This is a genomic window from Corallococcus sp. AS-1-6 (genome assembly GCF_020037015.1).
In the GTDB taxonomy this organism is placed as follows: Bacteria; Myxococcota; Myxococcia; order Myxococcales; family Myxococcaceae; genus Corallococcus.
Genome location: NZ_JAIQDE010000001.1, coordinates 545797 through 571568, shown reverse-complemented (window position 1 = coordinate 571568; position 25772 = coordinate 545797). Strand labels below are relative to the sequence as shown.

The 25772-nt window shown below is 70.2% G+C and carries 17 protein-coding genes; 2 read left to right on the top strand and 15 right to left on the bottom strand.

Translation table 11 applies throughout. The features are described 5' to 3' along the window. The first annotated feature begins 29 nt into the window (after positions 1-29). Entirely contained in the window at positions 30-623 is a 594-nt protein-coding gene (locus K8612_RS02380; protein ID WP_014398871.1) for a response regulator, read from the top strand. On the opposite strand, the gene K8612_RS02375 is transcribed toward K8612_RS02380, so the two are convergent. Genes K8612_RS02375 through K8612_RS02365 form a run of 3 tightly spaced genes read right to left on the bottom strand, consistent with a single transcriptional unit; the run spans position 620 to position 2990 of the window. Then, positions 620-1384, bottom strand: a complete 765-nt coding sequence (locus K8612_RS02375; RefSeq protein WP_223761108.1) for an enoyl-CoA hydratase/isomerase family protein — start codon at positions 1382-1384, stop codon at positions 620-622. The two genes, K8612_RS02380 and K8612_RS02375, sit on opposite strands and share 4 nt — an antisense overlap. A 16-nt stretch (positions 1385-1400) precedes the next feature. Then, positions 1401-1613 carry a biotin/lipoyl-binding carrier protein gene (locus tag K8612_RS02370; RefSeq protein WP_223739841.1) on the bottom strand — a complete coding sequence of 71 codons (213 nt, stop codon included), beginning with the start codon at positions 1611-1613 and terminating at the stop codon, positions 1401-1403. Between the two features lie 27 nt (positions 1614-1640). Beyond that, entirely contained in the window at positions 1641-2990 is a 1350-nt protein-coding gene (locus tag K8612_RS02365) for an acetyl/propionyl/methylcrotonyl-CoA carboxylase subunit alpha (protein ID WP_223739842.1), read from the bottom strand. 173 nt (positions 2991-3163) lie between these two features. On the opposite strand from K8612_RS02365, the gene K8612_RS02360 reads away from it, so the two are divergent. Continuing rightward, the gene (locus K8612_RS02360; protein ID WP_223739843.1) at positions 3164-3505 is read left to right on the top strand and encodes a hypothetical protein; all 342 of its coding nucleotides are present in this window, start codon (positions 3164-3166) and stop codon (positions 3503-3505) included. 19 nt (positions 3506-3524) lie between these two features. On the opposite strand, the gene ftsZ is transcribed toward K8612_RS02360, so the two are convergent. The 12 genes from ftsZ to murF all read right to left on the bottom strand — a co-directional run bounded on the left by ftsZ (position 3525) and on the right by murF (position 25759). Continuing rightward, positions 3525-4760: a cell division protein FtsZ gene (gene ftsZ, locus K8612_RS02355; RefSeq protein ID WP_223739844.1), complete on the bottom strand. Its 1236-nt coding sequence runs from the start codon at positions 4758-4760 to the stop codon at positions 3525-3527. Between the two features lie 340 nt (positions 4761-5100). Beyond that, positions 5101-13542 (bottom strand): Ig-like domain-containing protein, encoded by an 8442-nt coding sequence (locus K8612_RS02350; RefSeq protein ID WP_223761107.1) that lies wholly within the window; start codon positions 13540-13542, stop codon positions 5101-5103. Between the two features lie 341 nt (positions 13543-13883). Continuing rightward, the gene (gene ftsA / locus K8612_RS02345; protein WP_014398878.1) at positions 13884-15119 is read right to left on the bottom strand and encodes a cell division protein FtsA; all 1236 of its coding nucleotides are present in this window, start codon (positions 15117-15119) and stop codon (positions 13884-13886) included. A 41-nt stretch (positions 15120-15160) separates the two neighbouring features. Next, positions 15161-16018, bottom strand: a complete 858-nt coding sequence (locus K8612_RS02340) for a cell division protein FtsQ/DivIB (RefSeq protein WP_223739846.1) — start codon at positions 16016-16018, stop codon at positions 15161-15163. Between the two features lie 134 nt (positions 16019-16152). After that, positions 16153-17109, bottom strand: coding sequence for a D-alanine--D-alanine ligase (locus K8612_RS02335; RefSeq protein ID WP_223739847.1), 957 nt, complete (start codon positions 17107-17109; stop codon positions 16153-16155). Then, positions 17106-18038: a UDP-N-acetylmuramate dehydrogenase gene (gene murB / locus K8612_RS02330; protein ID WP_223739848.1), complete on the bottom strand. Its 933-nt coding sequence runs from the start codon at positions 18036-18038 to the stop codon at positions 17106-17108. Before murB ends, K8612_RS02335 begins: the two co-directional genes overlap by 4 nt. 3 nt (positions 18039-18041) lie before the next feature. Continuing rightward, on the bottom strand, positions 18042-19466 hold the full coding sequence (murC, locus tag K8612_RS02325; RefSeq protein WP_223761106.1) for a UDP-N-acetylmuramate--L-alanine ligase: 1425 nt from the start codon (positions 19464-19466) through the stop codon (positions 18042-18044). Then, positions 19463-20614 (bottom strand): undecaprenyldiphospho-muramoylpentapeptide beta-N-acetylglucosaminyltransferase, encoded by a 1152-nt coding sequence (murG, locus tag K8612_RS02320; protein WP_223739850.1) that lies wholly within the window; start codon positions 20612-20614, stop codon positions 19463-19465. Before murG ends, murC begins: the two co-directional genes overlap by 4 nt. After that, the gene (gene ftsW / locus K8612_RS02315) at positions 20611-21774 is read right to left on the bottom strand and encodes a putative lipid II flippase FtsW (protein ID WP_223739851.1); all 1164 of its coding nucleotides are present in this window, start codon (positions 21772-21774) and stop codon (positions 20611-20613) included. The genes murG and ftsW overlap by 4 nt, the downstream gene beginning before the upstream one ends. Before the next feature lie 5 nt (positions 21775-21779). Further along, positions 21780-23150 (bottom strand): UDP-N-acetylmuramoyl-L-alanine--D-glutamate ligase, encoded by a 1371-nt coding sequence (murD, locus tag K8612_RS02310; RefSeq protein WP_223761105.1) that lies wholly within the window; start codon positions 23148-23150, stop codon positions 21780-21782. A 30-nt stretch (positions 23151-23180) separates the two neighbouring features. Then, a complete protein-coding gene (mraY, locus tag K8612_RS02305) occupies positions 23181-24359 on the bottom strand; it encodes a phospho-N-acetylmuramoyl-pentapeptide-transferase (protein ID WP_223739853.1) in 1179 nt (392 codons plus the stop codon). After that, on the bottom strand, positions 24359-25759 hold the full coding sequence (gene murF, locus K8612_RS02300) for a UDP-N-acetylmuramoyl-tripeptide--D-alanyl-D-alanine ligase (RefSeq protein WP_223761104.1): 1401 nt from the start codon (positions 25757-25759) through the stop codon (positions 24359-24361). Before murF ends, mraY begins: the two co-directional genes overlap by 1 nt. Positions 25760-25772 lie beyond the last annotated feature (13 nt).

Genomic DNA, 25772 nt, shown 5'->3' with positions numbered 1-25772 from the left:
TTCCCTCAACCCTGCAGCGAGGAGACGCTGTGCAGATTCGCATCCTGGTAGTTGATGACGAGCAGGACAACTGCGACTACCTCAAGCTCGTGCTGACCCGTGAAGGCTACGAGGTCGTCACCACCACGGACCCCACCCAGACGGTGGACATCCTCCGTGGCTCCGACTTCCATCTCGTCATCCTCGACATGATGATGCCGCAGATGTCCGGCACCGAGGTGCTGGAGCTGATCCGCAAGTACGACACGGACATCGCGGTCATCGTCGCCACGGCGTACCCCACCGTGGACACGGCCGTCGCGTCGCTGAAGGCGCAGGCGTCCGACTATGTGAAGAAGCCCATGGAGCCGGAGCAGTTCACGGCCGCCGTGCGCAACGCGCTGCAGAAGAAGGGCCTGTCCCAGGACCCGGAAGCGGACCTGCACCGCGCCATTGGCCGCACCATCCGCGACGCGCGCAAGACGCAGGAGCTCACGCTCAAGCAGCTCGCCCGCCGCACCGGCCTGTCCGTGTCCCTGCTGTCCCAGATTGAGCGCGCGGAGTCCTCCGCGTCCATCTCGTCGCTCTACAAGATCGCCTCCGCGCTGCAGTTGCGCATGGGCGAGCTGTTCGGCGACACCTAGCGGCCGGAGAACCGGGGCGCGCGCTTCTCCAGGAAGGCCGCGCGCCCCTCCTTCGCGTCCTCGCTGCCAAACGCCTCGCCGCGCACCTGACGCAGGTGCGCGACGTCCTCCGGGGACAGCCCGGAGCGCGCCAGCAGCCCGAACGCCTCCTTCATCCCCGACACCGCCCTGGGCGCCCCCGCGGCCAGCGTCGCGCACAGCGCCAGCGCGCGGCCTTCCGCGTCCTCGGGGCACTCATCCAGCAGGCCCCACGCGAGCGCCTCCGCCGCCGGCAGCCGGCGCGCGGTGAGGAACAACTGCTTGGCGCGCGACAGCCCCACCAGCCGCACCGCCCGCGCCAGCCCCTCCGGCGAGTACACGATGCCCAGCCGGGCCGGAGGCATGAGGAAGAACGCGTCGGCGGCGCCCACGCGGAAGTCGCAGGAGGCCGCCAGGTCGAAGCCCGCGCCCACCGCGCCGCCCTGCACCAGCGCCACCGACGGCGCCGGGTGCCGCTCCAGCTTCAGCAGGCACGCCACCAGCGGGTCATCCGGCAGCCGCCCGTCCGCGCCCGGCGGCCCCAGGTGCGTCAAGTCGTAGCCCGCGCAGAAGTGCCCGCCCCGGCCGCGCACCAGCAGCGCGCGCACGTGGGCGGCCGGCTCCAGCGCCGCGTCCAGCCGGGCCAGCAACGCGTCATTCAGCGCGTTGCGCCGCGACGGGTTGGAGACGGTGAGCACCCGGACACCGCCCTCGCGATCCTCCACCTCCAGCGTGGGCTCCATCCGGTGGCGCCCGTGGCTACTCGAGCACCACGAGGACGTCACCCTCGTTGACCGGCTGCGCCTCCTTGCAGCGGATCTCCTTCACCGTGCCGCCCTCTTCGGCCTCCACGGGCATCTCCATCTTCATGGACTCGAGGATGACGAGCGTGGTGCCGGCATCCACCTTGTCGCCCACCTTCACTTCGATCTTCCACACCGTGCCCGTGATGTGCGCCGCAACGTCCGCCATGAACCGTCCCTCCTCGGGTGGGAATACTTAAGGCTTCGCGTGAGAATCCAGGAAGTGCGTGTCCAGCTCACCGGCGCTGAAGGCAGGGTCCTTCAGGATGCGCAGGTGGAGCGGGATGTTCGTCTTGATGCCTTCGATGCGGAAGGACTCCAGCGCCTTCACCGCGCGGGCAATGGCCTCGTCGCGCGTGGCGCCGCTGATGATGAGCTTGGCGATCATCGGGTCGTAGTTCGGCGTCACCACGTCCCCTTCCGCGTAGCCGGAGTCCAGGCGCACGCCCTCGCCCGTGGGCGGCTGGAAGACCTTCAGCGGGCCGGGGGACGGGAAGTACTTCACCGGGTCCTCCGCGTAGATGCGGAACTCCAGCGCCGCGCCCTTCCGCTTCACGTCCTCCTGCTTCACCGTCAGCTTCTCGCCCGCGGCGATGCGCAACTGCCAGCCGATGAGGTCCAGGCCGGTGGTCAGCTCCGTCACCGGGTGCTCCACCTGGAGCCGGGCGTTCATCTCGATGAAGTACACCTGCCCGTCGGAGTACAGGAACTCCACCGTGCCCGCGTTGGCGTAGCCGAACGCCTTCGCCGCCTTGACGGCCGCCGTGAAGAGCTCCTCCGCCAGGCCCGCGTTGCGTCCGTTGGCGAACAGCACCGACGGGGCCTCCTCCACCACCTTCTGGTGCCGGCGCTGGATGGAGCACTCGCGCTCCAGGCCGTGGATGAGGTGGCCGTGGGTGTCGCCCAGGATCTGCACCTCGATGTGGCGGGGCGCCGGGAAGTAGCGCTCCAGGTACACGCCCTCGCGGCCGAAGGCGGCCTTCGCGCGGTCCGTGCACTGGCGGTAGACCTTCTCCAGCTCCGCGGGGTTGTTCGCCGCCGCCATGCCGATGCCGCCACCGCCGCTGGCGGCCTTGCACAGCACCGGGTAGCCGATGCGCTCCGCGGCCTCCAGGGCGCTCTGCACGTCCGGCAGCACGCCGTCGCTGCCGGGCACCACCGGCACGCCCGCGGCGGACACCAGCTTGCGCGCCTGGCTCTTGTCCTTCATCCGCGCCATGGCCTCCGGCGGCGGGCCCACGAACGTCAGCCCCGCGTCCGCGCACGCCTGGGCGAACTCGCCGTTCTCCGACAGGAAGCCGTAGCCCGGGTGCACCGCCTGGGCGCCCGTCTTCTTCGCGGCCTCCAGGATGGCGGGGATGCTCAGGTAGCTGTCCTTCGCGGGCGCGGGGCCGATCCTCACGGCCTCGTCCGCCTCCTTCACGAAAGGCAGGTTCACGTCCGCGTCCGAGTACACCGCCACCGTCTTCACGCCCATGCCTCGGGCCACCGCCCCGATGCGACGCGCGATTTCACCCCGGTTGGCGATGAGCAGCTTCTGGAACATGGCAGGCACCCTGGCGTTGCGAAGGGCGGCCAAACTAACCCCCACCCCCTTGACTGACAAGCGTCCGGGCAGCCGCGCAACAGGTCCGTACAGTCCCGTAAATTTGCGGGCTTGCGAGCCCCTGGCGTACCTTGCCCGACGTGAATCCCCCGTCGACAGGAACGCACAGCGTCGTGGACCTGCATGGTGCCCGTCGCGCCCGCCGTCTGGACTTGTACCGGAACCGGCTCAACCAGCGGCAGCAGGACACCCGCGCCAACCTGGTGACGCTCTACGAGGGCGGCACCCTCTTCACGCCCGACGGCACGCAGCAGGGCCGCTCCCTGCTCAAGGCCCTGCAGTTGCTGCAGCGCGCCGGCACCCGCCTGGAGGAGCTGTCCGGCGACGGCCTGCTGCCCGCCCCCAGCGCGTCGGAGCGCATCGACGCGCTCTACGACGAGGTGGACGGACTGTTCACCCGATGCGACCGCCTCACCGGCAGGGGCACGGCGAGCGTCGCCCGCCTCCCCCGCTAGCGTCCCCGCCGCTGCCTGCTTACGGCAGCTCCGTCTGGCCCTGGCGGCGCAGGAACGTGGGGATGTCGAACTGATCCTCGTCCAGGGGCAGCGCCGCGTCCTTCACCACGGCCGTGCGCGCGCTCTGCATGGACGACTTGGGCGCCTCCACCGTGGACATGGTCGGACGCGGCGTGCTCTTCGCGGGCACCAGGCTGGCCACCTCCTCACGCGTCGAGGACAGCACGGACGGCGGCGTGGAGGGACGGCCCACCAGCGGCACCTGCACCACCTGCGGCATGGAGCGCACCTTGGGCGCGTCCCGGTGCACGAAGCCCGTGGCGATGATGGTGATCTTCACCTCGTCCTGGATCTGCTCGTCGATGAGCGACCCGAAGATGATCTCCGCCTCGCCGTCCGCCGCGTCGTGCACCAGCGTCAGCGCCTCGTTGACCTCCTGCAGGGTCATGTCGCGGCCGCCGGTGATGTTGATGAGCAGGCCGGTGGCGCCGTCGATGGAGACGTCCTCCAGCAGCGGGCTGGAGATGGCCTGCTGCATGGCGGTGATGGCGCGGCGGTCGCCACAGGCGTGGCCGGTGCCCATGAGCGCCAGGCCCTTGTCGCTCATGATGGTCTTCACATCCGCGAAGTCCACGTTGATGTAGCCGTGGTACTGGATGAGGTCGCTGATGCCCTGCACGGCGTTGAGCAGGACCTCGTCGGCGCGCTTGAAGGTCTCCAAGAGCGGCATGGGCTCATTGGAGAGCGACAGCAGGCGCTGGTTGGGGATGGTGATGAGCGTGTCCACCGCGGCCTTGAGCTCCACGATGCCCTGCTCGGCCTGCTTGCGGCGCTTGTTGCCTTCGAAGAGGAAGGGCTTGGTGACGACGCCCACCGTGAGGCAGCCCAGGCTCTTGGCGATGTCCGCGATGATGGGCGCGGCGCCCGTGCCGGTGCCACCGCCCATACCGGCGGTGACGAAGACCATGTCGGCGCCTTCCAGCACCGCGGCGATCTGATCGCGCGACTCCAGGGCGGCCTCGCGGCCCATCTCCGGGTTGGCGCCGGCGCCCAGACCCTTGGTGAGCGCCTGGCCCAACTGCAGCCGGGTGGGCGCCTTGCTCGCGGCGAGCGCCTGGACATCGGTGTTGGCGGCGATGAAGTCGACGCGGTCCAGCTTCGACAGAATCATCGTGTTGACCGCGTTGCAGCCCGCCCCGCCCGCGCCCACGACACGAATCTTCGCGGCCTGCTTGTTCTGCTCGAACTGGTCCATGTCGTCCTCGTGGCGGAAGCACCGCGGCGCCGTCCGCGGAAACACCCACCCTCGACAATCATCAGGAAGTCGGGCGCTTTGGCAAGTATTCCGCTACCAGCCTGTAGCGCCCTGCTGCGCGACCGAGTCCTGACGCCCACTTACGCGAATGGCATCAGCGGCCATGCGGACATCGCGCGCGCGTAAACACCCTCTTGACTCGCGTCCGGTGACTCACCGTGACCCGTTGTGCGCGCCCTCCGCGCACACCTGACGTGACAGGACGGGGCGCGGATGACGAAGAGGCCCGGCTCCCTCGGGGGGAACCGGGCCTCGCGTGTTTCATTCCGGGCGTGGAGCGCTACGGGGTGGGCTTCTCCACCTCCACCTTGCCCAGCTTCACGATGTTGAACTCCACGCGGCGGTTGTTCTCACGGCCCGCGGCGGTCTTGTTGGTGTCCACCGGCTTCGACTCACCGAAGCCCTCGGAGTCCAGGCGCTCGGCGGCGATGCCCTCGTTGACGAGGAACGTCTTCACGCTGGCGGCGCGGCGCTTGGACAGGTCCAGGTTGGCGGCGTCGTTGCCCTGGCTGTCCGTGTGGCCCTCGATGCGCAGCAGCTCCACCTGCGGGTTGGCGCGCAGCACGGCGGCCACCTGCTTCAGGATGGGGAACGAGCGCGGCAGGATGACGTCCTTGTTCGTGGCGAAGTAGACCTTCTCCAGGATGAAGATGCGCTCGCCCTCGACGAGCACCTTCACCTTGCCCTTGTCCGGGCAGCCGTCCTCGTCCTCCACGCCGTTGATGGTCTCCGGCTCCAGCGGGCACTTGTCCGCCGTGTCGGGGATGCCGTCCTTGTCGTTGTCCGGATCCGGGCAGCCGTCCTGGTCCTGGAAGTCGTCCATGTCCTCGGGCGCGTTGGGGCACTTGTCGTCCGGGTCCAGGATGCCGTCGCCGTCGCTGTCCACCGGCGCGGGCGGAGGCGGCGCCACGGGCTGCGTGTCCGGGCAGCCGTCGGTGTCCTCGAAGCCGTTCACCGTCTCCGGCTCGTTGGGGCATTTGTCCTCCGTGTCCGGGATGCCGTCGCCGTCGTTGTCCGGGTCCGCGCAGCCGTCCTGGTCCTGGAAGCCGTCGAAGTCCTCGGGGCCCTCCGGGCACACCGGCCGGGGCGGCTCCGCGGCGCGCTCCGGGGCGGTGTAGGCCACGGACGCGAGCACGCGGAAGGTCGGCGTGCCGTAGCCGTGCGTGAGGCCCGGGCCCGCGCCCACCTGCGCGGACAGGCCGGTCGGCGCGCGGTACTTCAGGGCCGCGAGCAGCTCCAGGGGACGCTCCTCCTCGTTCTGCTGCTTGAAGCCCATGGCGCCCACCAGCGACGCCTGGGCGGCCAGCGGCGAATTCCCCAGCGGGACCTCCGCGCCCACCCCGTACGCCAGCGCGCTGCCGACGTTCAGGTTGCGAAGCTGCTCCGCCTTGCGGAGGTCCACGCCCACGTTGGCGAGGAGGCGGAAGCGCTTGCCGTACTCCGCCACCACGCGCGGGTTGACGGACACGCCCGACCCGCCGAGGAAGTCCGACGCACCGCCCGTGGGCAGCGAGATGGGCAGCACCACGGACACGCCGTAGTCGTCACCGTCCAGCAGCCGCGCCTTCGGGATGAGGCGCAGGTCGCCGATGCCGCCCCCGCTCACCCCGTTGGCGAAGGAGGAGTCCACGGCCGGAGAGGCCTCCGAGCCCTGGATGGTGATGGGCAGCACGACGCCGATTTCGAACCGGTCGAAGAGGCCGACGGCGCCCATCAGGTCGAAGCCCACCTGGCTCTTCACCAGGGAGGTGACGTACGTGTCCGAGCGGGGGTCGAAGAAGTTGAGCGGCTTGTCGGCGTAGTTGACCGACAGCCCCACGTTCCACCCCAGGTGCCGCTGCACCTTCGCGCCGTGCACCGCGAGCACGTCCGCGACGCCCGGGCCCGGCTTGTACTGCTGCACGTCGATGGCCTGTGACACGGCGGTGGCCTGCGCGTGAGCGGAGCCGCTCGCGAACAGCGCCGTGATGAACACGGCCAGCGCCCCACCCGCGCGCGCCAGGAGGTCCCCGGCGCGGCGGAAGCGGCGGCCCACCAGGGGCAGCGCCAGCAGCATCAGCGCGAAGGGCGCCAGCGAACCGGAGCCGCCCGTGCTGCAGCCGTGGCCCACCACCAGGAAGTCATCGTTGGCGTCGAGCGGATCCGAGCCGCCCTTCACCTCCGTGCCGTCGTCGATGCCGCCCTGGTCGGTGTCCTTCATGTTCGGATCCGTCTCCGTGGCGTCACGGCGGCCGTCGTGGTTGGCGTCCTCCTCGCCGTCCTTCAGGCCGTCGCCGTCCGTGTCCGGGTTCTTCGGGTCCGTCTTCGTCGAGGGGTCCGCGTCCGGCTTGAAGTTCGGGGACGACGTGTCGGTGCCCGCCGGAGCGGTCTCCGCCGTGACGCCCAGCTCCGTGCCGTCGTTGATGCCGTCGTTGTCGCTGTCCGGGTCCAGCGCGTCGATGGTGCCGTCGCCGTCCGTATCGGTAATCCCGTCGATGCCGTCCGGCACGCCGTCGTCATCCGAGTCGGAGTCGAACGGATCCGTCCCGAGCTCCAGCTCCCTGGCGTTGTCGATGCCGTCGCCGTCCGCGTCCTGGTCGTCCGCCGGGTTGAGCGGGTCGGACTCCTGCACGTCCACGCGGCCGTTGTGGTTGCGGTCCTCGACGCCGTCGAACACGCCGCCCTTGTCGGTGTCGGGGTCGAGCGGGTTCGTCTTGGTGTCGGGGTCCTGGTCCGCCTTGAACGTCGCCGGGTCGGTGTCCTGGCCCTGGGGCTGGGTGAGGCCCAGCTCCAGGCCGTCCGTCAGGCCGTCACCGTCCGTGTCGAGCTTGTTCGGGTCCGTCTCGGTCGGGTCCACCTTGCCGTCGTGGTTGGCGTCCTCGTTGCCGTCGGTGAGGCCGTCGTCGTCCGTGTCGTCGTCCAGGGGGTTGGTCTTCGTCGACGGGTCCTTGTCCGCCACGAACTTGGACGGGTCGGTGCCGGTGCCCTGGGGCTCGGTGAGGCCCAGCTCCACGCCGTCGGTCAGGCCGTCGCCGTCGGTGTCGATGCTCTTCGGGTCGGTCTCGTCGGCGTCGACGACGCCGTCGTGGTCCTTGTCCTCGTTGCCGTCGAGGATGCCGTCGTCATCCGAGTCGCTGTCGAGCGGATCCGTCCCGCCCACCTTGACCTCGATGCCGTCGGGGATGCCGTCGCCGTCGGTGTCCGGGTTGTTCGGGTCGGTGCCCGCGAGGATCTCCTCGTCGTCCGGCAGACCGTCGTTGTCCGAGTCCACCTTGCCCGACGTGTTGACGGTGAAGGTGGTGGTCGCGGTCGTGCTGTTCGTGCCCGCGCCGTTCGTGGACACCGCCGTGACGGTGTACGTGCCATCCGCCAGCGGGCCGGGCAGCGCCTGGCTCCAGTTGCCGGAGGCGTTCACCGCGATGGGGCCGTAGTTGGTGCCATTGAACGTCACCGTCACGGACGTGGCGTTCGCGGACGTGCCCGTGACCGTCACGTTGGGGTTGGTCAGCGTGGAGCCGTTGGCCGGCGTGGTGATGGCCACCGTCGGGGCGGCCGTGTTCACCGTGAAGGTGGAGGTCGCGGTCGTGCTGGTGTTGCCCACCGCGTCCACCGCCACCGCCGTCACCGTGAACGTGCCGTTGGCCAGCGGGCCGGGCAGCGCCTGGCTCCAGTTGCCGGAGGCATCCACGGGGATGGGGCCGTAGTCCGTGCCCTGGAAGGACACGGTCACGCTCGTCGCCCCGCCCGCGGTCGTACCGGTGACCGTGACGTTGGCGCCCACCGTGGAGCCGTTGGCCGGGGTGGTGATGGCCACCGTCGGGGCGGCCGTGTCCACCGTGAAGGTGGAGCTGTCGGGCGTGCTCTCGTTGCCGGCCGCGTCCGTGGACACCGCGGTCACGGTGTACGTGCCATCCGTCAGCGGACCGGGCAGCGCCTGGCTCCAGTTGCCGGAGCCATCCACGGGGATGGGGCCGTAGTCATTGCCCTGGAAGGACAGCGTCACGGAGGTGGCGCCCACGGAGGTGCCGGTGACGGTCACCGTGCCGGAGGCCACCGTCGAGCCGTCCACCGGCGCGGTGATTTCGACTTCCGGATCCGTCAGGTCCACCGTGAAGGTGGTGTTGGCAGCCGTGCTCTTGTTGCCCGCCGCGTCCGTGGACGTCGCGGTGAGGGTGATGGAGCCCTCGGGCAGGGTCACCGGCAGCGCATAGGTCCAGTTGCCCGCGCCATCCACGGGGATGGGACCGTAGTCCGTGCCGTTGTAGCTCAGCGTCACGGACGTCGCGCCCGTGGACGTGCCCGTCACCGTCACGTTGGGGGTGTTCGTCGTCGAGCCGTCCGCCGGGGTGCTGATGGCGACGGTCGGCGGCGTCAGGTCCACCGTGAAGGTGGAGGTCGCGGTCGCGCTGGGGGTGCCCGCGCCGTTCGTGGACACGGCGGTCACGGTGTACGTGGCCTCGGCCAGGGGGCCGGGCAGCGCGTAGCTCCAGGTGCCGTCACCATTCACGGTGATGGGGCCATAGCTGGCGCCATCGAAGGTGAGCGTCACGGAGGTCGCGTTGGTCGTCGTGCCGGTGACCGTCACCGAGCCGGTGTTCACCGAGGTGTTGTTGGCCGGCGTGGTGATGGCGACCGTGGGGACGGTCAGGTCCACCGTGAAGGTGGAGGTCGCGGGCGTGCTGGTGTTGCCGGCCGCGTCCGTGGACACCGCGGTCACGGTGTTCGGGCCTTCCGGCAGGGTCACGGGCAGCGCGTAGGTCCAGTTGCCCGCGCCATCCACGGGGATGGGGCCGTAGTTGGTGCCGCCGTAGGTCAGCGTCACGGACGTCGCGCCCGTGGCGGTACCGGTCACCGTCACCGTGTCGGTGCCGATGACGGAGCCGTCGGCCGGCGAACTGATGGCCACCGTCGGCGCGGTCAGGTCCACCGTGAACGTGGAGCTGTCCGGCGTGCTGGTGTTGCCCGCCGCATCCGTGGCCGTCGCGGTCACGGTGTACGTGGCCTCGGCCAGGGGGCCGGGCAGCGCGTAGCTCCAGGTGCCGTCACCGTTCACGGTGATGGGGCCGTAGCTGGCGCCGTCGAAGGTGAGCGTCACGAACGATGCGCCCACGGACGTGCCGGTCACCGTCACGTTGGGGGTGTTGAGGATCGCGCCGTCCGCCGGGGTGCTGATGGCCACCGTCGGAGGCGTCTGGTCCACCGTGAAGGTGGTGGTCGCGGTCGTGCTGTTCGTGCCCTGGGCGTTCGTGGACACGGCGGTCACGGTGTACGTGCCATCCGCCAGCGGACCGGGCAGCGCCTGGCTCCAGTTGCCACCGGTCACCGTGATGGGGCCGTAGTTCGTGCCCTGGAACGTCAGGGTCACCGTGGTCGCGTTCGCGGCCGTACCGGTCACCGTCACGTTCGGGTTGGTCACCGTGGAGCCGTTGGCCGGGGTGCTGATGGCCACCGTCGGCGCGGGCACCGCGACCGTGAAGGTGGAGGTCGCCGTGGTGCTGTTGGTCGTGCCGTTCGAGGACACGGCCGTCACGGTGTACGTGCCATTGGCCAGCGGGCCCGGCAGCGCCACGCTCCAGTTGCCGCCCGTCACGGTGGCCGGGTAGTTCGTGCCCTGGAAGGTCACGGTCACGTTGGTCGCGTTCGCGGCCGTGCCCGTCACCGTCACGTTGGGGTTGGTCGTCGTCGAGCCGTTGGCCGGGGTGGTGATCGCCACCGTCGGACCCGCCACCGTGAAGGTGGAGGTCGCGGTCGTGCTGTTCGTGCCATACGCGTTCGTGGACACGGCGGTCACGGTGTACGTGCCATTGGCCAGCGGGCCGGGCAGCGCCTGGCTCCAGTTGCCACCCGTCACCGTGATGGGACCGTAGTTCGTGCCCTGGAAGGTGACCGTCACCGTGGTCGCGTTCGCGGCCGTACCGGTCACCGTCACGTTCGGGTTCGACGCCGTCGAGCCGTTGGCCGGGGTGGTGATGGCCACCGTCGGCGCGGGCACGTTCACCGTGAAGGTGGACGAGGCCGTGGTGCTGTTGGTCGTGCCGTTCGAGGACACGGCCGTCACGGTGTACGTGCCATTGGCCAGCGGGCCCGGCAGGGCCACGGACCAGGAACCGCCCGTCACGGTGGCCGGGTAGTTGGTGCCCTGGAACGTCACGGTCACGTTGGTCGCGTTCGCGGCCGTACCGGTCACCGTCACGTTCGGGTTCGACACCGTCGAGCCGTTCGCCGGCGTGGTGATGGCGACCGTCGGGCCCGCCACCGTGAAGGTGGAGGTCGCAGCAGTGCTGTTGGTCGTGCCGTTCGTGGACACCGCTGACACGTTGTACGTCCCGTTGGGCAGCGGGCTCGGGGAGAGCACCTGGCTCCATGCCCCACCGGTCACCGCGATGGGGCCGTAGTTCGTCCCGTTGACCGTGAGCGTGACGCTGGTGGCGTTCGCGGCCGTACCGGTCACCGTCACGCTGTTCGGGTTCGTCACCGTGGAGCCGTTGGCCGGGGTGCTGATGGCCACCGTCGGCCCGGCCACCGTGAAGGCGGAGGTCGCCGTGGTGCTGTTGGTCGTGCCGTTGGTGGAGACCGCGGTCACGGTGTAGTTGCCGTTGGCCAGCGGGCCCGGCAGGGCCACGCTCCAGTTACCGCCCGTCACCGTCGCCGGGTAGTTCGTGCCCTGGAAGGTCACGGTCACGCTGGTCGCGTTCGCGGCCGTGCCCGTCACCGTCACGTTGGGGTTCGTCACCGTCGAGCCGCTCGCCGGCATGGTGATCGCCACCGTCGGCGCTGCCACCGTGAAGGTGGAGGTCGCCGTGGTGCTGTTGACTGTGCCGTTCGTGGACACCGCGGACACGTTGTAGGTGCCGTTGGGCAGCGGGCTCGGGCTGAGCACCTGGCTCCATGCGCCGCCGGTCACCGGGATGGGGCCGTAGTTCGTCCCGTTGACGGTGAGCGTGACGGAGGTGGCGTTGGCCGCCGTACCCGACACCGTCACGTTGGTGGGGTTGGTCACCGTGGCGCCGTTGGCCGGCGCGGTGATGGCCACCGTCGGCGTCGCGGGGGCGGTGACGGTGAAGGTGTTGGTGTTGCTCGGGGCGCTCTCGACGCCGCTGGTCACCGTGACCGCGTAGACGGTGTGCGCGGCCACGCTCAGGGGCACCGTCGGCGTGAAGCTGAAGTTGCCCGCCGCGTCGGACGTCACCGTCGTGGCCTGGGGCTGACCGTCGATGTAGATGCGGACCGTCTGGTTCGGGCCCGGCGTCGTGCCCGTGATGGGGGGCGTGGGGTTCGACGTGGACGAACCATTGGCAGGGGTCAGCACGGTGGGAGCCGGGCCCATGGTGATGACACCCGGGTTGCCCGGCGCCGAGCCGTAGGTCGCACCATCCGGAGCGGTCAGCGTGGGCTGGATGCCCGCCGCGCCGCCCGAGACCGACGCGGGGCAGGCGTAGGAGCTGGCCTGCAGGTGGATGTAACCACCGCCACCGCCACCACCCGTGCCGTGCGGCGAATCCAAGAAGGTGCTGTTGCCGCCGTTTCCACCCTTCGCGGACAGCGCGCCGGTACCGCTACACGCCAGGGCGCCCGTGAACCGCAGGGAGAGGGTACCGCCCGCGCCACCACCACCCGCCGCGTCGTTCTGGGAGTCCGCCGCGGAGACGCCGTCCGCCGTGATGCTGCCTGTTCCCGCAAGCGCCGCGCCGCGCACGAAGACGACACCGCCCGCGTTTCCGCCGCCGGAGCCAGTATCGTCATTGCCGTGACCCGAGCCACCGCCGCCGCCGAACAGGACGCGAGCCGCCGGGCTGAACAGCATCTGGCCACCGGGGAGGCCGCCCACCGGACGCGCCGGAGCGGTGTCACCGGTCCACGTCCGACCGCCGATCCCCCCCGCGCCGCCGTTGCCACCACCACCACCACCGGAGTTGTGGCAGATGCCGCCACCCCCCGCGTTGAGGATGTTGCCCCGGCCCGAGATTGGCGCGGTCTGCAAGAACACCGTGGGCGGCTTGTAGCGGGCAGGCACAAGCCCCTCGCCCTTCATGGCGCCGCCATTGGGTTGCGACAGGTCATACGCGTTCGCGGCGCAGTTATCTCCGCTGCTGTTGAAGTAATCCGCGCCGCGGAACCCCGCGCCCGTGGCGGAGATGGCGCCGTTGTTCGTCACCGTCCCCGTGGCGAAGAAGGCGACGACGCCACCCACCGTGTCGTTGATGTCGGCGCTGGACCACGGACGGGCGACGATGCTCGCGCCCGCGTTGATGGTCACGTTCGTGTACTCCGGCACCCGGATGGCCTGCGCCGAGGTGCGGATGGCCGTCGCGCTCGTGCCTCCCGTGAACGCCGCCGTGAGCGGCGTGCCCGTGAAGGTCAGGCGCGTGCCCGTCAGCGCCGTCACCCGCACGAACTGCCAGTTGCCCACCGCGTTCGCGTTGAAGTCGAACGGGCCCGTCGCACCGGAGGTGACCGCGCCCGTGAAGCCGGTGGACTGGTAGATCATCACCAGGTCGCCCACGGCGAAGCCCGTCGTGTCCGTGACGTTCACGAACGTCTGGCCAACGGGAGCACCCGCCGTCAGCCGCGCGTACGTGTTGACGACCGTGTTGGGCGTGTTGACCGTCAGCGCACCGCTGTGGCCATCGCCCAGGCCAATGATGTCGGGTTCAGCGGAGGCGGGCGACGCCAACAGCACGGTACACAGCAGGGCCAACAGGCCCGCAGCCGAGCGGCGAAGTCCCGTGAGGGACGTCAGCAACCGCGAAGTCTTTTGTGGAGTCATAAGTTCAGAGGCTCACCAGGAGCGGAGAAATCCATTCCGGGAGCGATGGGCTCCCCCTAGCAAGCGGAGCGCCATCCTCTGTCGAATTCCCAATCCGTCCAAATCCTGGAACTTGCACGGCCGGTCGCCCGTGCCCAAGGCGGCCGTCCGGAAGTCGGATCCAGATTCCGGATTCTGGAAGACCCTCCGCGTCCTGGACAGACGCGTCAGCGTCCTCCTCTGACACGTCAATCCAGTCCCCGGACACAGGCTCCAGAAACGCGAAAAGGCCCCCGGAGGGGCCCTTGGCTCAGCGCGTCACGGTTCCGGAAACCGGACTAGAAGATCTCTTCCAGCCACTCGCGCATCCGGCCCTTCACCTTCTTGTAGACGTTGCCGTCCTCGCGGATGCGGAACATGCGGCGGTCCATGTGCTTGGCGCCGTAGACGACCAGGCCCACGCCCGTGGCGTACATGGGGCTCTTCACCACGTCCACCAGGCCGCCGATGCCGCGCGGCATGCCCCGGCGCACCGGCAGTCCCAGCACCTCTTCCGCCAGCTCCGGCATGCCCGCGAGCAGCGTGGAGCCACCCGTGATGACGATGCCGGACGCGAGCAGGTCCTCGTAGCCGCACTTCTGGATCTCCCGGTGCACGAGCTGGAAGATCTCCTCCACGCGCGGCTCCAGGATCTCCGAGAGGATCTGCCGGCCCAGGACGCGCGGCTGACGGCCGCCCACGCTGGGCACTTCAATCGTCTCGTCCTTGTTGATCATGGACGCGAGCGCGCAGCCGTACTTCTGCTTGATGCGCTCGGCCTCGTGCGCGGGGGTGCGCAGGCCGATGGCGATGTCGCTCGTCAGGTTGTTGCCGCCCAGGGCAATCACGGCCGTGTGGACGATGGAGCCGCCGGAGAAGATGGCGATGTCCGTGGTGCCGCCGCCGATGTCGACGAGGCACACGCCCAGCTCCTTCTCGTCCTCGCTCAGCACGGCTTCGGCGGAGGCCAGCGGCTGGAGCACGATGTCGGAGACGTTCAGGCCCGTGCGGTTGGCGCACTTGACGATGTTCTGCGCGCTGGAGACGGCGCCCGTGACGATGTGCACCTTGGCCTCCAGGCGCACGCCGGCCATGCCCAGGGGCTCCTTGATGCCGCCCTGGTCGTCGATGATGAACTCCTGCGGCAGGACGTGGATGACCTCCCGGTCCAACGGGATGGCCACCGCCTTCGCCGCGTCGATGACGCGCGCGATGTCCGCGTCGCGGACCTCCTTGTCCTTCACCGCGACGATGCCCTGGGAGTTGAAGCCCTTGATGTGGCCGCCGGCGATCCCCGTGTAGACGTGGGAGATCTCCGCCCCGGCCATCAGCTCGGCTTCCTCCACGGCGCGCCGGATGGACGACACCGTGGCCTCGATGTTGACCACGACGCCCTTGCGCAACCCCTTCGACGGATGCGTACCGATACCGATGATGTCGATACCGCTATCGGTCAGCTCGCCGACGATGGCGCAGATCTTCGTCGTGCCGATGTCGAGGCCGACGATGATCTCCCCCGACTTCTGCTTCGCCATGACTCCTCCCAGGCTCCCTCACTTTCGTGAAGGAAGCATCCTCACTGCGTCGAGCCCCCGCTCCTCTCGGAGTCGGACCCACTCGAAAGCCTCACCGCCACCCAACCCGGTCGGGCACGGTTATCCAGGCGAATGATCGCGGCTGCAAGCCCCCTTGTGCTGAGCTCGCGACGAACGCGCGCCAGCCGCTGGAGCTTGACTTCCGTGTCGCCAGCACCGAGGCGCACCTCCTGCCCCGTCGCCGTCACCAGCGCAAGCCCGGTGTTCTCCAGGCGCACCTCGGACAGCCGGTCGGATCGCCCCGGCGACAGCCGCGCATAAGCACGGGTTACATCCAGCGCCTCGCGGAACTTCGAACGCACCGCGTCCGGGTCCGCCACGTACGCGTCGCGCTCCACGCCGGTGACGAGCGGCAGGTCCAGCCCGTCCCCCGGGGTGACGCGCTTGAAGGGCTCGCCCTCCTCGTCCAGCACGTAGAGGTCGCCCAGCACCGCCAGCGCCGCGGGTGCGTGCTCCGTCACCTCCACGGACACCCCGCGCGGAAACCGCCGCGTCACCTCCACCGTGCGCACCCAGGGGTGCTGCCCCATGGCCCGGGCCAGCGCGGCCGGGTCCAGCGTCCACAGGTTCTGCCCCGCCGTGAGGCCGGACAGCTTCAGGAGCTCCGGGCGCGACGCGCGCTCCAGGCCGGTGAAGTTCACCGACTCCAGCGCGAAGCGCGGCGACACCACCGCCCACGCACGCAGCTCGATGGAACCCCAGATGAGCCCCGCCGTCGCCACCGCCAGCCCCAGCGCCTTCGCCACCGACGGCCCGTGCGAACGGACCGCGCCCTTCACCGCGTCATTGCGCGGTGCGGCGTCCAGGCGGCGGCGGTTCTTGGATTTTCCGAAGGCCATGACTAGGGAGGCGCATGCTGCGTGCGGACGTCGAACCACGCCAGTTTTTGGCTACAGGCACGTCGCTGTAGCGGCACGGGGGGACACGCCGGCCTCACAAGAGGCCGGAACTCCAGGAAAGAACGCGCAGCGGCTCAGGCCTTGAGTGAAGCGCCCTGGAGCAGCCGCTCACAGAGGGCCGGGAAGTCGATGCCCCGCCCCGCCGCGATTTTGGGCAGGAGGCTGGAGGCCGTCATTCCGGGCAGCGTGTTGATTTCCAGCAGGAACACGTCGCCACTGTCCGTGACGATGACGTCCGAGCGCGAGCCGCCGGAGCACCCCAGCGCCTTGTGGGCGCCCAGGGAGACCTCGTTGACGCGCGCGTACAGGTCCGGGGGCAGCGGCGCGGGGAAGAGATACTGAGTACCGCTGCCGGCCTTGTACTTGGCCTCGTAGTCGTAGAACTCGCGGGCGGCCTTCACTTCGATGACGCCCAGGGCCTCGTTGTCCAGCACGCCGCCCTGGACCTCCCGGCCCTTGATGAACTGCTCCACCAGGAGCGTGCCCGCGTACTTCGCGGCGTCCTGGACGGCGGCGGTGTACTCCTCGCGCGTCTTGCAGATGTGCACGCCCACGCTGCTGCCCTCGCGGCTGGGCTTCACCACCACCGGGAAGGGGAACGGCAGCCGGTCCGCCTCCGCGAGCGCTCCTTCCGCCGAGTCGAAGGCGCGGTAGGGCGGCGTGGGGATGCCGCGCGCGACGAAGATCTCCTTCGCGTACACCTTGTCCATGCCCACGGCGGACGCCATCACGCCGCTGCCGGTGTAGGGGATGAACATGGCCTCCAGGAGGCCCTGGATGCAGCCGTCCTCGCCGAAGCGGCCGTGCAACGCGAGCCACGCCACGTCCACCTTCTCCGCGACGAGGCGCGCGGGCAGGTCCTTGCCCACGTCGATTTCCACCACGTCGTAGCCCAGCCCCTTGAGGGCGCCGGCGACCGCGGCGCCCGTGCGCAGGGACACCTCTCGCTCGCTGGAGAGGCCGCCGTACAGCACGCCGACGCGCTTCGCCTTCAACTCGGCGGGGGTGAAGCCTCGGGGACCGATGGTCATGGCAGGAAGACTCCGACGAATTTGACTTCGGGGTGCATGACGACGCCGGAGGCTTCCCTCACCCGCTCTTGCATCAGGGTGATGAGGCCCCGCACGTCGCGAGCGGCCGCGCCGCCCAGGTTGACGATCCAGTTCGCGTGCAGGGGGGACACCTGCGCGCGCCCCAGGGTGTGCCCCTTCAGGCCCACGAGTTCAATGAGCCGCCCGGCGTGGTCGCCCGGCGGGTTGGTGAACACGCTGCCGAAGTTGGGCTGACTCAAGGGCTGCGTGCGCTTCCTGTAGCCCAGGTCCGCGTCCATGGCCGCCTTGCTGGCCGCGACATCGCCCTTGGGAAGATGGAAGCGCACGCGGGTGACGATACCTCCCGCGGGCAGCGTGGCGTGACGGTAGGTGTGGGGCACCTGCGCTTTCGTCAGCCACCCCACGCCGTCCGCGGTGGCGACTTCAATGGCCTCCACCACCCGGAAGCACTCGCCGTTCTTGGTGCCGGCGTTCATGGTGACGGCGCCGCCCAGGGTGCCGGGGATGCCCGCGAGGAACTCCGCGCCCACCAGGCCCTGCGCGCGCATCACGTTGACCAGCCGGGCGATGGCCGCGCCCGTGCCCAGCGTCACCCGGCCGTCGTCCGGGCCCACGTCCAGGGCCTCCGGGAACAAATCCGGGGGCAGCTTCACGGTGAGCCCCGGCACGCCGCCGTCCCCCACCAGCGTGTTGGCCCCGCCGCCCAGCACCGTCACGGGGATGCCCTCGTCGCGGGCCAGGCGCAGCAGGTCCACCAGCGCGTCCGGTGAGCGCGGCCGCACCAGCGCCTCCGCGGGGCCGCCCACGCGCACGCTGATGAGCGGCGCCAGGGGCTCGCCCGGCTTGACGTCCAGGCCCGGCAGCCGCGCCACGCGCGCCGCGAGCGGTGTCACCTGCCCCGGCTGCATCCCCTACCCGCCCTTCGCCGCGCCCATCAGGTTCAGCAGGTCCGGGCCCACCTGGGTGATGTCGCCCGCGCCCAGCGTCAGCACCAGGTCGCCCTCGCGCACGCGCTCGTGGAGCGCCTTCGCCACGTCCGCGCGCTTCTCCACGAAGGTCACGTCGCGGTGGCCGTGCGCGCGGATGGCCTCCGCCAGCGCGTCGCCGGTGGCGCCGGGGATGGGCTCCTCGCCCGCCGCGTAGACGCTGGTGACGAAGAGCACGTCCGCGTCGTTGAACGCGGTGGCGAACTCCTTCATCAGGTCGTGCGTGCGCGTGTAGCGGTGCGGCTGGAAGGCGGCCACCACCCGGCGGCCGAAGGCGCGGCGCGCGCCGGACAGCGTGGCCATGACCTCCGTGGGGTGGTGCCCGTAGTCGTCCACCACGGTGACGCCGCCCACCTCGCCGCGCACGGTGAAGCGGCGCTGCACGCCGCCGAACTCCGCCAGCGCGGAGCGCACCGTCTCCAGCGGGATGTCCATCTCCTCCGCGATGGCCACCACCGCCAGCGCGTTGAAGGCGTTGTGCGCGCCCACCATGCGCACGCGGAACTCGCCCAGGTCTTCATCCCGGCGGAAGGCGCGGAAGGTGGTGGTGAAGCCGTCCAGCGAGATGCCCTCCAGCCGGTAGTCCGCCATGTGCGAGCTGCCGTAGGTGACGAAGCGCTTCTCGATGCGCGGCAGGAGCGCCTGGACGTTGGGGTTGTCCAGGCACAGCACGTTGAGGCCGTAGAAGGGCACGCGGTTGCAGAACTCCACGAAGGCGGACTGGAGCGTCTCCAGGTCGCCGTAGTGGTCCATGTGCTCCGGGTCGATGTTGGTGACGACCGCGATGGACGGGTGCAGCTTGAGGAAGCTGCCGTCGGACTCGTCCGCCTCCACCACCATCAGCTCGCTCTTGCCCAGCTTGGCGTTGGAGTCGAGCACGTTCACCTTGCCGCCCACCACCGCCGTGGGGTCCAGGCCCGCCGCGGACAGCACCGTGGCCACCATGGACGTCGTCGTCGTCTTGCCGTGGCTGCCGGCGACGGCGACCGCGTACTTCAGGCGCATCAGCTCCGCGAGCATCTCCGCGCGGGGGATGACGGGAATCTTGCGCTGGCGCGCCGTCACCACCTCCGGGTTGTCCTTGCGCACCGCGGAGGAGATGACGACCACGTCCGCGTGCACCAGGTTGGAGGCGCGGTGGCCCTCGTAGAGCGTGGCGCCCAGCTTCGCCAGGCGGCGGGTGATGTCGCTCTCGCGCAGGTCCGAGCCGGAGACGCGGTAGCCCAGGTTGAGCAGCACCTCCGCGATGCCGCTCATGCCGATGCCGCCCACGCCCACGAAGTGCACGTGCGCCGCGTGGCGCGTCTTGAAGAGGCTGCCGGGCTTGTTGCTGACGGTCTTGCTGCTCATGCCTTGCTCCCGGGTGCCTTCTTCACGTCCTTCTGTCCGCGGTCGCGTCCGCCCGGGCCCCAGGCCTGGGTGGTGAGGTCCACGCACACGTCCGCCAGCTCCTTCGCGGCGGCGGGGCGGCCGAGGATGCCCGCCTTCTTCGCCATCTGCTTGAGCTTCGCCGGGTCCGTCATCAGGCCGCGCAGCGTTTCCGCCAGCTTCTGCCCGGTGAGCTCCGACTCGCGGAACATGATGGCCGCGCCCGCGTCCACCAGCGCGCGGGCGTTCACCTCCTGGTGGTTGTCCGTGGCGTGCGGGAAGGGCACCAGGATGCTGGCCTTCTTGCACACCGTCAGCTCCGCCAGCGACGTGGCGCCCGCGCGGCAGATGACCAGGTCCGCCTTCGCGTAGGCGGAGGACATGTCGTCGATGAACTCCACCACCTGCGCCACGTCCGCGAAGCCCTTGTCCGCGTAGCCCTTCTTCACGGTCTCCAGGTCCAGCTTCCCCGTCTGGTGCACGATGGAGAGCTGGTCCTTCACGTCGCCCAGCGAGTCCAGCGCCTCCAGCACGCGGGTGTTGAGGCCGCGCGCGCCCAGGCTGCCGCCGAAGATGAGGACGGAGAACTTCTCGTGCGCGGCGCTGCTGCGCAGGTAGTTGTCCATCAGCTTCTTGCGGATGGGGTTGCCAATCATCTGCACCTTCGCTTCGGGGAAGAACGCGCGCGCTTCCTCGAAGGCGGTGAAGACGACCTTCACGATGCGGCCCAGCACCTTGTTGGTGAGGCCCGGCAGCGCGTTCTGCTCCTGGATGGCGGTGGGGATGCCCATCAGCCACGCGGCCAGCACCACCGGCCCGCTCGCGTAGCCGCCCACGCCCACCACCACGTCCGGCTTCTGGCGCGACAGGATGCGGAACGACGCGAGGAACGCCAGGGGCAGCGCGAGCAGCCCCTTGATGAGGCCCAGGAGCCCCTTGCCCTTGAGCCCCTGCACCTTCACCAGCTCCAGCGGGTAGCCCTCCTTGGGCACCACGCGCGCCTCCAGGCCCTTCTCCGTGCCCACGAACACCACTTCGTTAGCCGGGTGGCGCGTGACGACCTCCTCCGCCAGCGCGATGCCCGGGAACAGATGGCCGCCGGTGCCGCCGCCCGCGATGAGCACCTTCACGCCGTCACCTCCCGCAGGTCCGTCGTGCCCGTGCGCACCGGCCGCGTCGCGCCCTGCGTGTTCGCGCTGAGCGACAGGAGCACGCCCGCGGAGCCCATCAGCACCACCAGCGACGTGCCGCCGTAGGACACGAACGGCAGCGTCAGGCCCTTCGTGGGCAACAGGCCCATGGCCACGCACATGTTCACCGTGGCCTGGAACGCGATGATGGAGCTGATGCCCAGGCCCAGGTACGTGCCGAAGGTCTCCCCCGCCGCCAGGGCCGCGCGGATGCCGCGCCACAGGACGATGGCGTAGAGCACCACCAGGAGCCCCACGCCGATGAGCCCCAGCTCCTCACCGAGGATGGAGAAGATGAAGTCCGTGTGCGCCTCCGGCAGGAAGAACAGCTTCTGCCGGCCGTCCCCCAGCCCCAGGCCGGTGATGCCGCCCGAGCCGATGGACATCAGCGACTCCGCCACCTGGTAGCCCACGTCGTGCCGGTGGGCCCACGGGTCCAGGAACGCGAGGATGCGCTTCATGCGGTAGGGGCTGGTCGCGATGGCGACGAAGGCCAGGGGCAGCGCGAGCAGCACGGAGCCCACCAGGTACGACAGCTTCGTGCCCGCCGCGAACAGCAGCACGAAGAGCATGAACACCAGGAGCACGCTGCTGCCGAAGTCCGGCTGGAGCATGCACAGCAGCACCAGGATGCCGCACAGGGCCAGGTGCGGCAGGAAGCCGATGGAGAACGTGGCCACCTTCTCCCGCTTCTTCGCCAGCGAATAGGACAGGTAGACGAGCCACGCGAACTTGGCGATCTCCGCCGGCTGGAGGCTGAAGCCCGGCAGGCGGATCCACCGCCGCGCGCCGCCCGCCGTGGTGCCGATGCCGGGGATGGCCACGGCGATGAGCAGCACGATGGCGATGAGCAGGAGCGGGTACGCCAGCCGCGCCAGCTTCCGCCACCCCAGCTTCATGGCCACCGCCATGGCCACGAGGCCCAGGCCCGCGGCGGACACCTGGCGCTTGAGGAAGTAGAGGCTGTCACCCAGCTTGTCCTGCGCGAGCACCGCGCTGGCCGAGTACGTCATCACCAGGCCCAGCGCCACCAGCGCCAGCACCGCGCACAGCAGGATCGGATCGAACCGCACGGGGGCGGCCGGAGGAGAGGTCTTCATCACGGTCAGAGCGCCCCGACGAGGCGCTTGAACGTGTCGCCCCGGTCCTCGAAGTTCTTGAACTGATCGTACGACGCGCACGCCGGGGACAGGAGGACCGTGTCCCCCGCCCTCGCCAGCTCGCGCGCCTTCGCCACCGCCGCGTCCAGCGTGCCGCACGCGTGCACCGGCGCGTCGTTCGCGTACGCCCGCGCCAGCGCGTCCGCGTCCTGGCCAATGGTGAGCACGCCCTTCACCTTGCCCCGGCCCGCCTCCACCATGGGCGCGTACGGCGCGCCCTTGCCCTTGCCGCCCGCGATGAGCCACACGTCCCCGGCGAACGCCTTGAGCGCCACCAGCACGGAGTCCACGTTGGTGGCCTTGGAGTCGTTCACCCACTCCACGCCGTCCAGCACGCGCACGCTCTCCAGCCGGTGCGCCAGGCCCGGGTAGCTGTCCAGGCCCGCCTGCACCGCGTCCTTCGCCACCCCGCCCAGCCGGGCCAGCAGCGCCGCCGCCATCGCGTTCTGCGCGTTGTGCGCGCCCCGGAGCGAGCGGTTGGTGAGCGTGTAGGACTCGCCCGCGAACTCCAGCTCGAAGCCGCCGGGCCGCGCGATGGCCAGCCCCGCCAGCCTCGGCGCGGCCACCACCGGGCGGCCCGTGAGGCTGAAGCCGTACACGGGCGCGCGCGCGGAAGTGGCCAGCCCCATCACCGCCGCGTCGTCCGCGTTCACCACGGCGAAGTCGCTGCCCGGGTCCTGGTTCATGAAGATGCGCGCCTTGGCCGCGCCGTACTCGGCGGGGTTGGCGTAGCGGTCCAGGTGGTCCGGCGTGAGGTTGAGGATGGCCGCGCCCGTGGGCTTGAGCTGGTGGATGCCCTCCAACTGGAAGCTGGACAGCTCCACCACCAGCGCGTCCCAGTCCCCGGGGGACATGGCGGCCTCCGCCAGCGGGCGCCCCAGGTTGCCGCCCACGAAGGTGCGCAGGCCCGCCTTCGCGTACAGCTCGCCGGTGAGCGCCGTGGTGGTGCTCTTGCCGTTGGTGCCGGTGATGCCCAGCAGGCGCGTGCCCGTGAGGAAGCGGCCCGCGAGCTCGATCTCGCCCCACACGGGGACGCCGGACGTGCGCGCGGCCTCCAGCTCCGGCAGGGACAGCGGCACGCCCGGGCTCACCACCACCAGGTCCTGGCGGGTGAGCAGCCCCGGGGGCGTGGCGCCCGTGACGAGCTCCACGCCCTTCGCGCGCAGCTCCTTCGCGACGTCGCCGAGCGCGTCCTCGGAGCGCGCGTCCAGCGCCGTCACCTTCGCGCCGTGCTGGACCAGCAGCCGCAGCGCCGCGACGCCGCTCTTGGCCAGCCCGAACACCGCGACCTTCCGACCGGACAGCGAGGGGTTCATATGGGCGGGCCGACCTCTACGGGAAAGCGACTAGCGCAGTTTCAGGGACAGCAGGGCCACGCCACCACAGAGGATGGCGACAATCCAGAAACGCACGATGATCTTCGGCTCGGCCAGTCCCTTGAGCTCGAAGTGGTGGTGCACGGGCGCCATCTTGAAGACGCGCTTGCCCGTCATCTTGAAGGACGCCACCTGGATCATCACGGAGAGCGCCTCCGCGAAGAAGATGCCGTGGATGATGGCGGACACCACTTCGTTCTTGGAGAACACGGCCAGCCCGCCCAGCGCGCCGCCCAGGGCCAGCGAGCCGATGTCGCCCATGAACACGGACGCCGGGTAGGTGTTGAACCAGAGGAAGGAGATGCCCGCGCCCACGATGCTCGCGCAGAAGACGGCCAGCTCCGCGCCGCCCGGCACCTGGAGGATGCCCAGGTAGCGGTACAGCGGCGTGGCCGTGAGCCTGGCGACGCCGTTCACCGTCTCCGTGTCCGCGATGTGCAGCGTGGTGCCCGCCACGTAGCAGAGCACGCAGAAGGTCACCGCCGACACGATGGTGGGCACGATGGCCAGGCCGTCCAGGCCGTCCGTGAGGTTCACCGCGTTGGACGTGCCCACGATGACGATCCACGCGAAGACGACGTAGAACCAGCCCAGGTCCGGGTTGAACCAATGGGACGGCACGAAGGGCAGCGTCAGCCGCGTGTCGATGAGCAGCGTGGGCCCGAAGGAGCCGTCCGCCTTCGTCCACGTGCACATCAGGCCGAAGATGGCGATGAGGAAGAAGAGCGTCTGCAGCGCCATCTTCTTGCGCCCGGCCAGCCCCTTGGAGTTGCGCTTGGACAGCTTCAGCCAGTCGTCCAGGAACCCGATGAAGCCGTAGCCGAAGGTGAGGAGGATCATCACCCAGACGCCGCGCGACTTCAGGTCCGCGAACAGGAGCGTGCCCGCCGCGATGCAGATGAGGATGAGCGCGCCACCCATGGTGGGCGTGCCCTTCTTCTTCTGGTGGCTGTCCGGGGTGTCCTCGCGCACGTTGCTCTGCCCGTGCTGCTTCAGGCGCAGCCGCGCGATGAGGCGCGGACCGATGAGCATCCCCAGGAGCAGGGCGAAGACGCCCGCGGCGATGATGCGGAAGGTCGGGTAGCGCAGGAAGTTGAGGACGCGCCCGGCCTCGGTGTTCTGGATGAGCTCGTACAGAAGGTACAGCACTAGTGACTCCCTCCGGGGGGGGCCGCGCCCGTGAGGGCCGCCACCACGCGCTCCAGCCGCATGCCGCGACTGGCCTTCACCAGCACCACGTCACCGGGCTGAAGCCGGGGCGTCAACCACGCCACCAACGGCTCCACTTCGGTGAAGTGGGCGGCGGAATCTCCCATGTCCGCGCTGCCCAGGCCGCCCGCGGACCGGGGGCCGAAGAACGCGACCAGCTTCGCGTGCCGCACGACGAGTTCGCCCAGCCGGGCATGCTCCTCCGCCTCGCCCGCGCCCAGCTCCAGCATGTCGCCCAGCACCGCCACCGCCCGGCCACCTTCGGGCACCAGCGTGCCCAGCGTGACGAGCGCGGCCTCCATGGAGGCCGGGTTGGCGTTGTAGCAGTCGTCCACCACCGTGATGCCGTTGCGGCCATCCACGATGTTGAGCCGGCGCGCGTACGGCCGCGCGGACTCCAGGCCCCTCACGCACTCCTCGGGGGAGTAGCCCAGGGCCAGCGCCGTCGCGAACGCCGCCGTCGCGTTCTGCGCGTTGTGCGGCCCCACGAAGTGCAGGCGCACCGGCCAGTCCTTCCCCTGGTAGCGCACGGTGGCCACCATGCCGTCGCGGCCCAGCGTGTGGACCGCCGTGAGGCGCACGTCCGCCCCCTCCGCCCGGCCGAACGTCAGGTGCTTCGCGCCGCTGCGCGCGGCCTGGCGCACGATGAGCGCGTCGTCCAGGTTCACGACGGCCGTCGCCTGGGGCAGGAGCTCGCGGAACATCTCCCCTTCCGCCTCCGCCACGCCCTCCAGGCTGCCCAGCCCCTCCAGGTGCTCCGGCTGGACGACGGTGATGACCCCGGCGTCCGGCTGGACCTTGCGGGTGAGCCGTTCGATTTCGCCCGGCTGGTTCATCCCCACTTCGATGACGGCCGCCACGTGGGACGGCTCCAGCCGGAAGAGCGTGAGCGGGACGCCCACCTCGTTGTTGAAGTTGCCCTCCGTCTTCAGCGCGGGGCCGCGCGTGGCCAGGATGGCGCCCACCATCTCCTTGGTGGTCGTCTTCCCGTTGGAGCCCCCCACCGCCGCCACCGGGATGCGGAAGCGGCGGCGGTGCAGCGCGCCCAGGCCGCCGAGCGCGGCCAGGGTGTCGTCCACTTCGTACAGGGCGAAGCCCGGGGGCAGGGCCGGCAGCGCCCTCCCCCGCTTCACCACCGCCCCGGCCGCTCCCTGGCGCTGGGCACCGTCCACGAAGTCGTGGGCGTCGAAGCGCTCGCCCTGCAGCGCCACGAAGAGGCACCCGGGGGTGAGCGACCGCGTGTCGGTGCAGACCGCGGGGAAGCCCGCTTCCACGGGATCCCCGCGCCGGGTCGCACCCGTCGCCTGCACCACCTCGTCATCGGAGAATCGAGCGGCCATGGAGGGGGGGTGT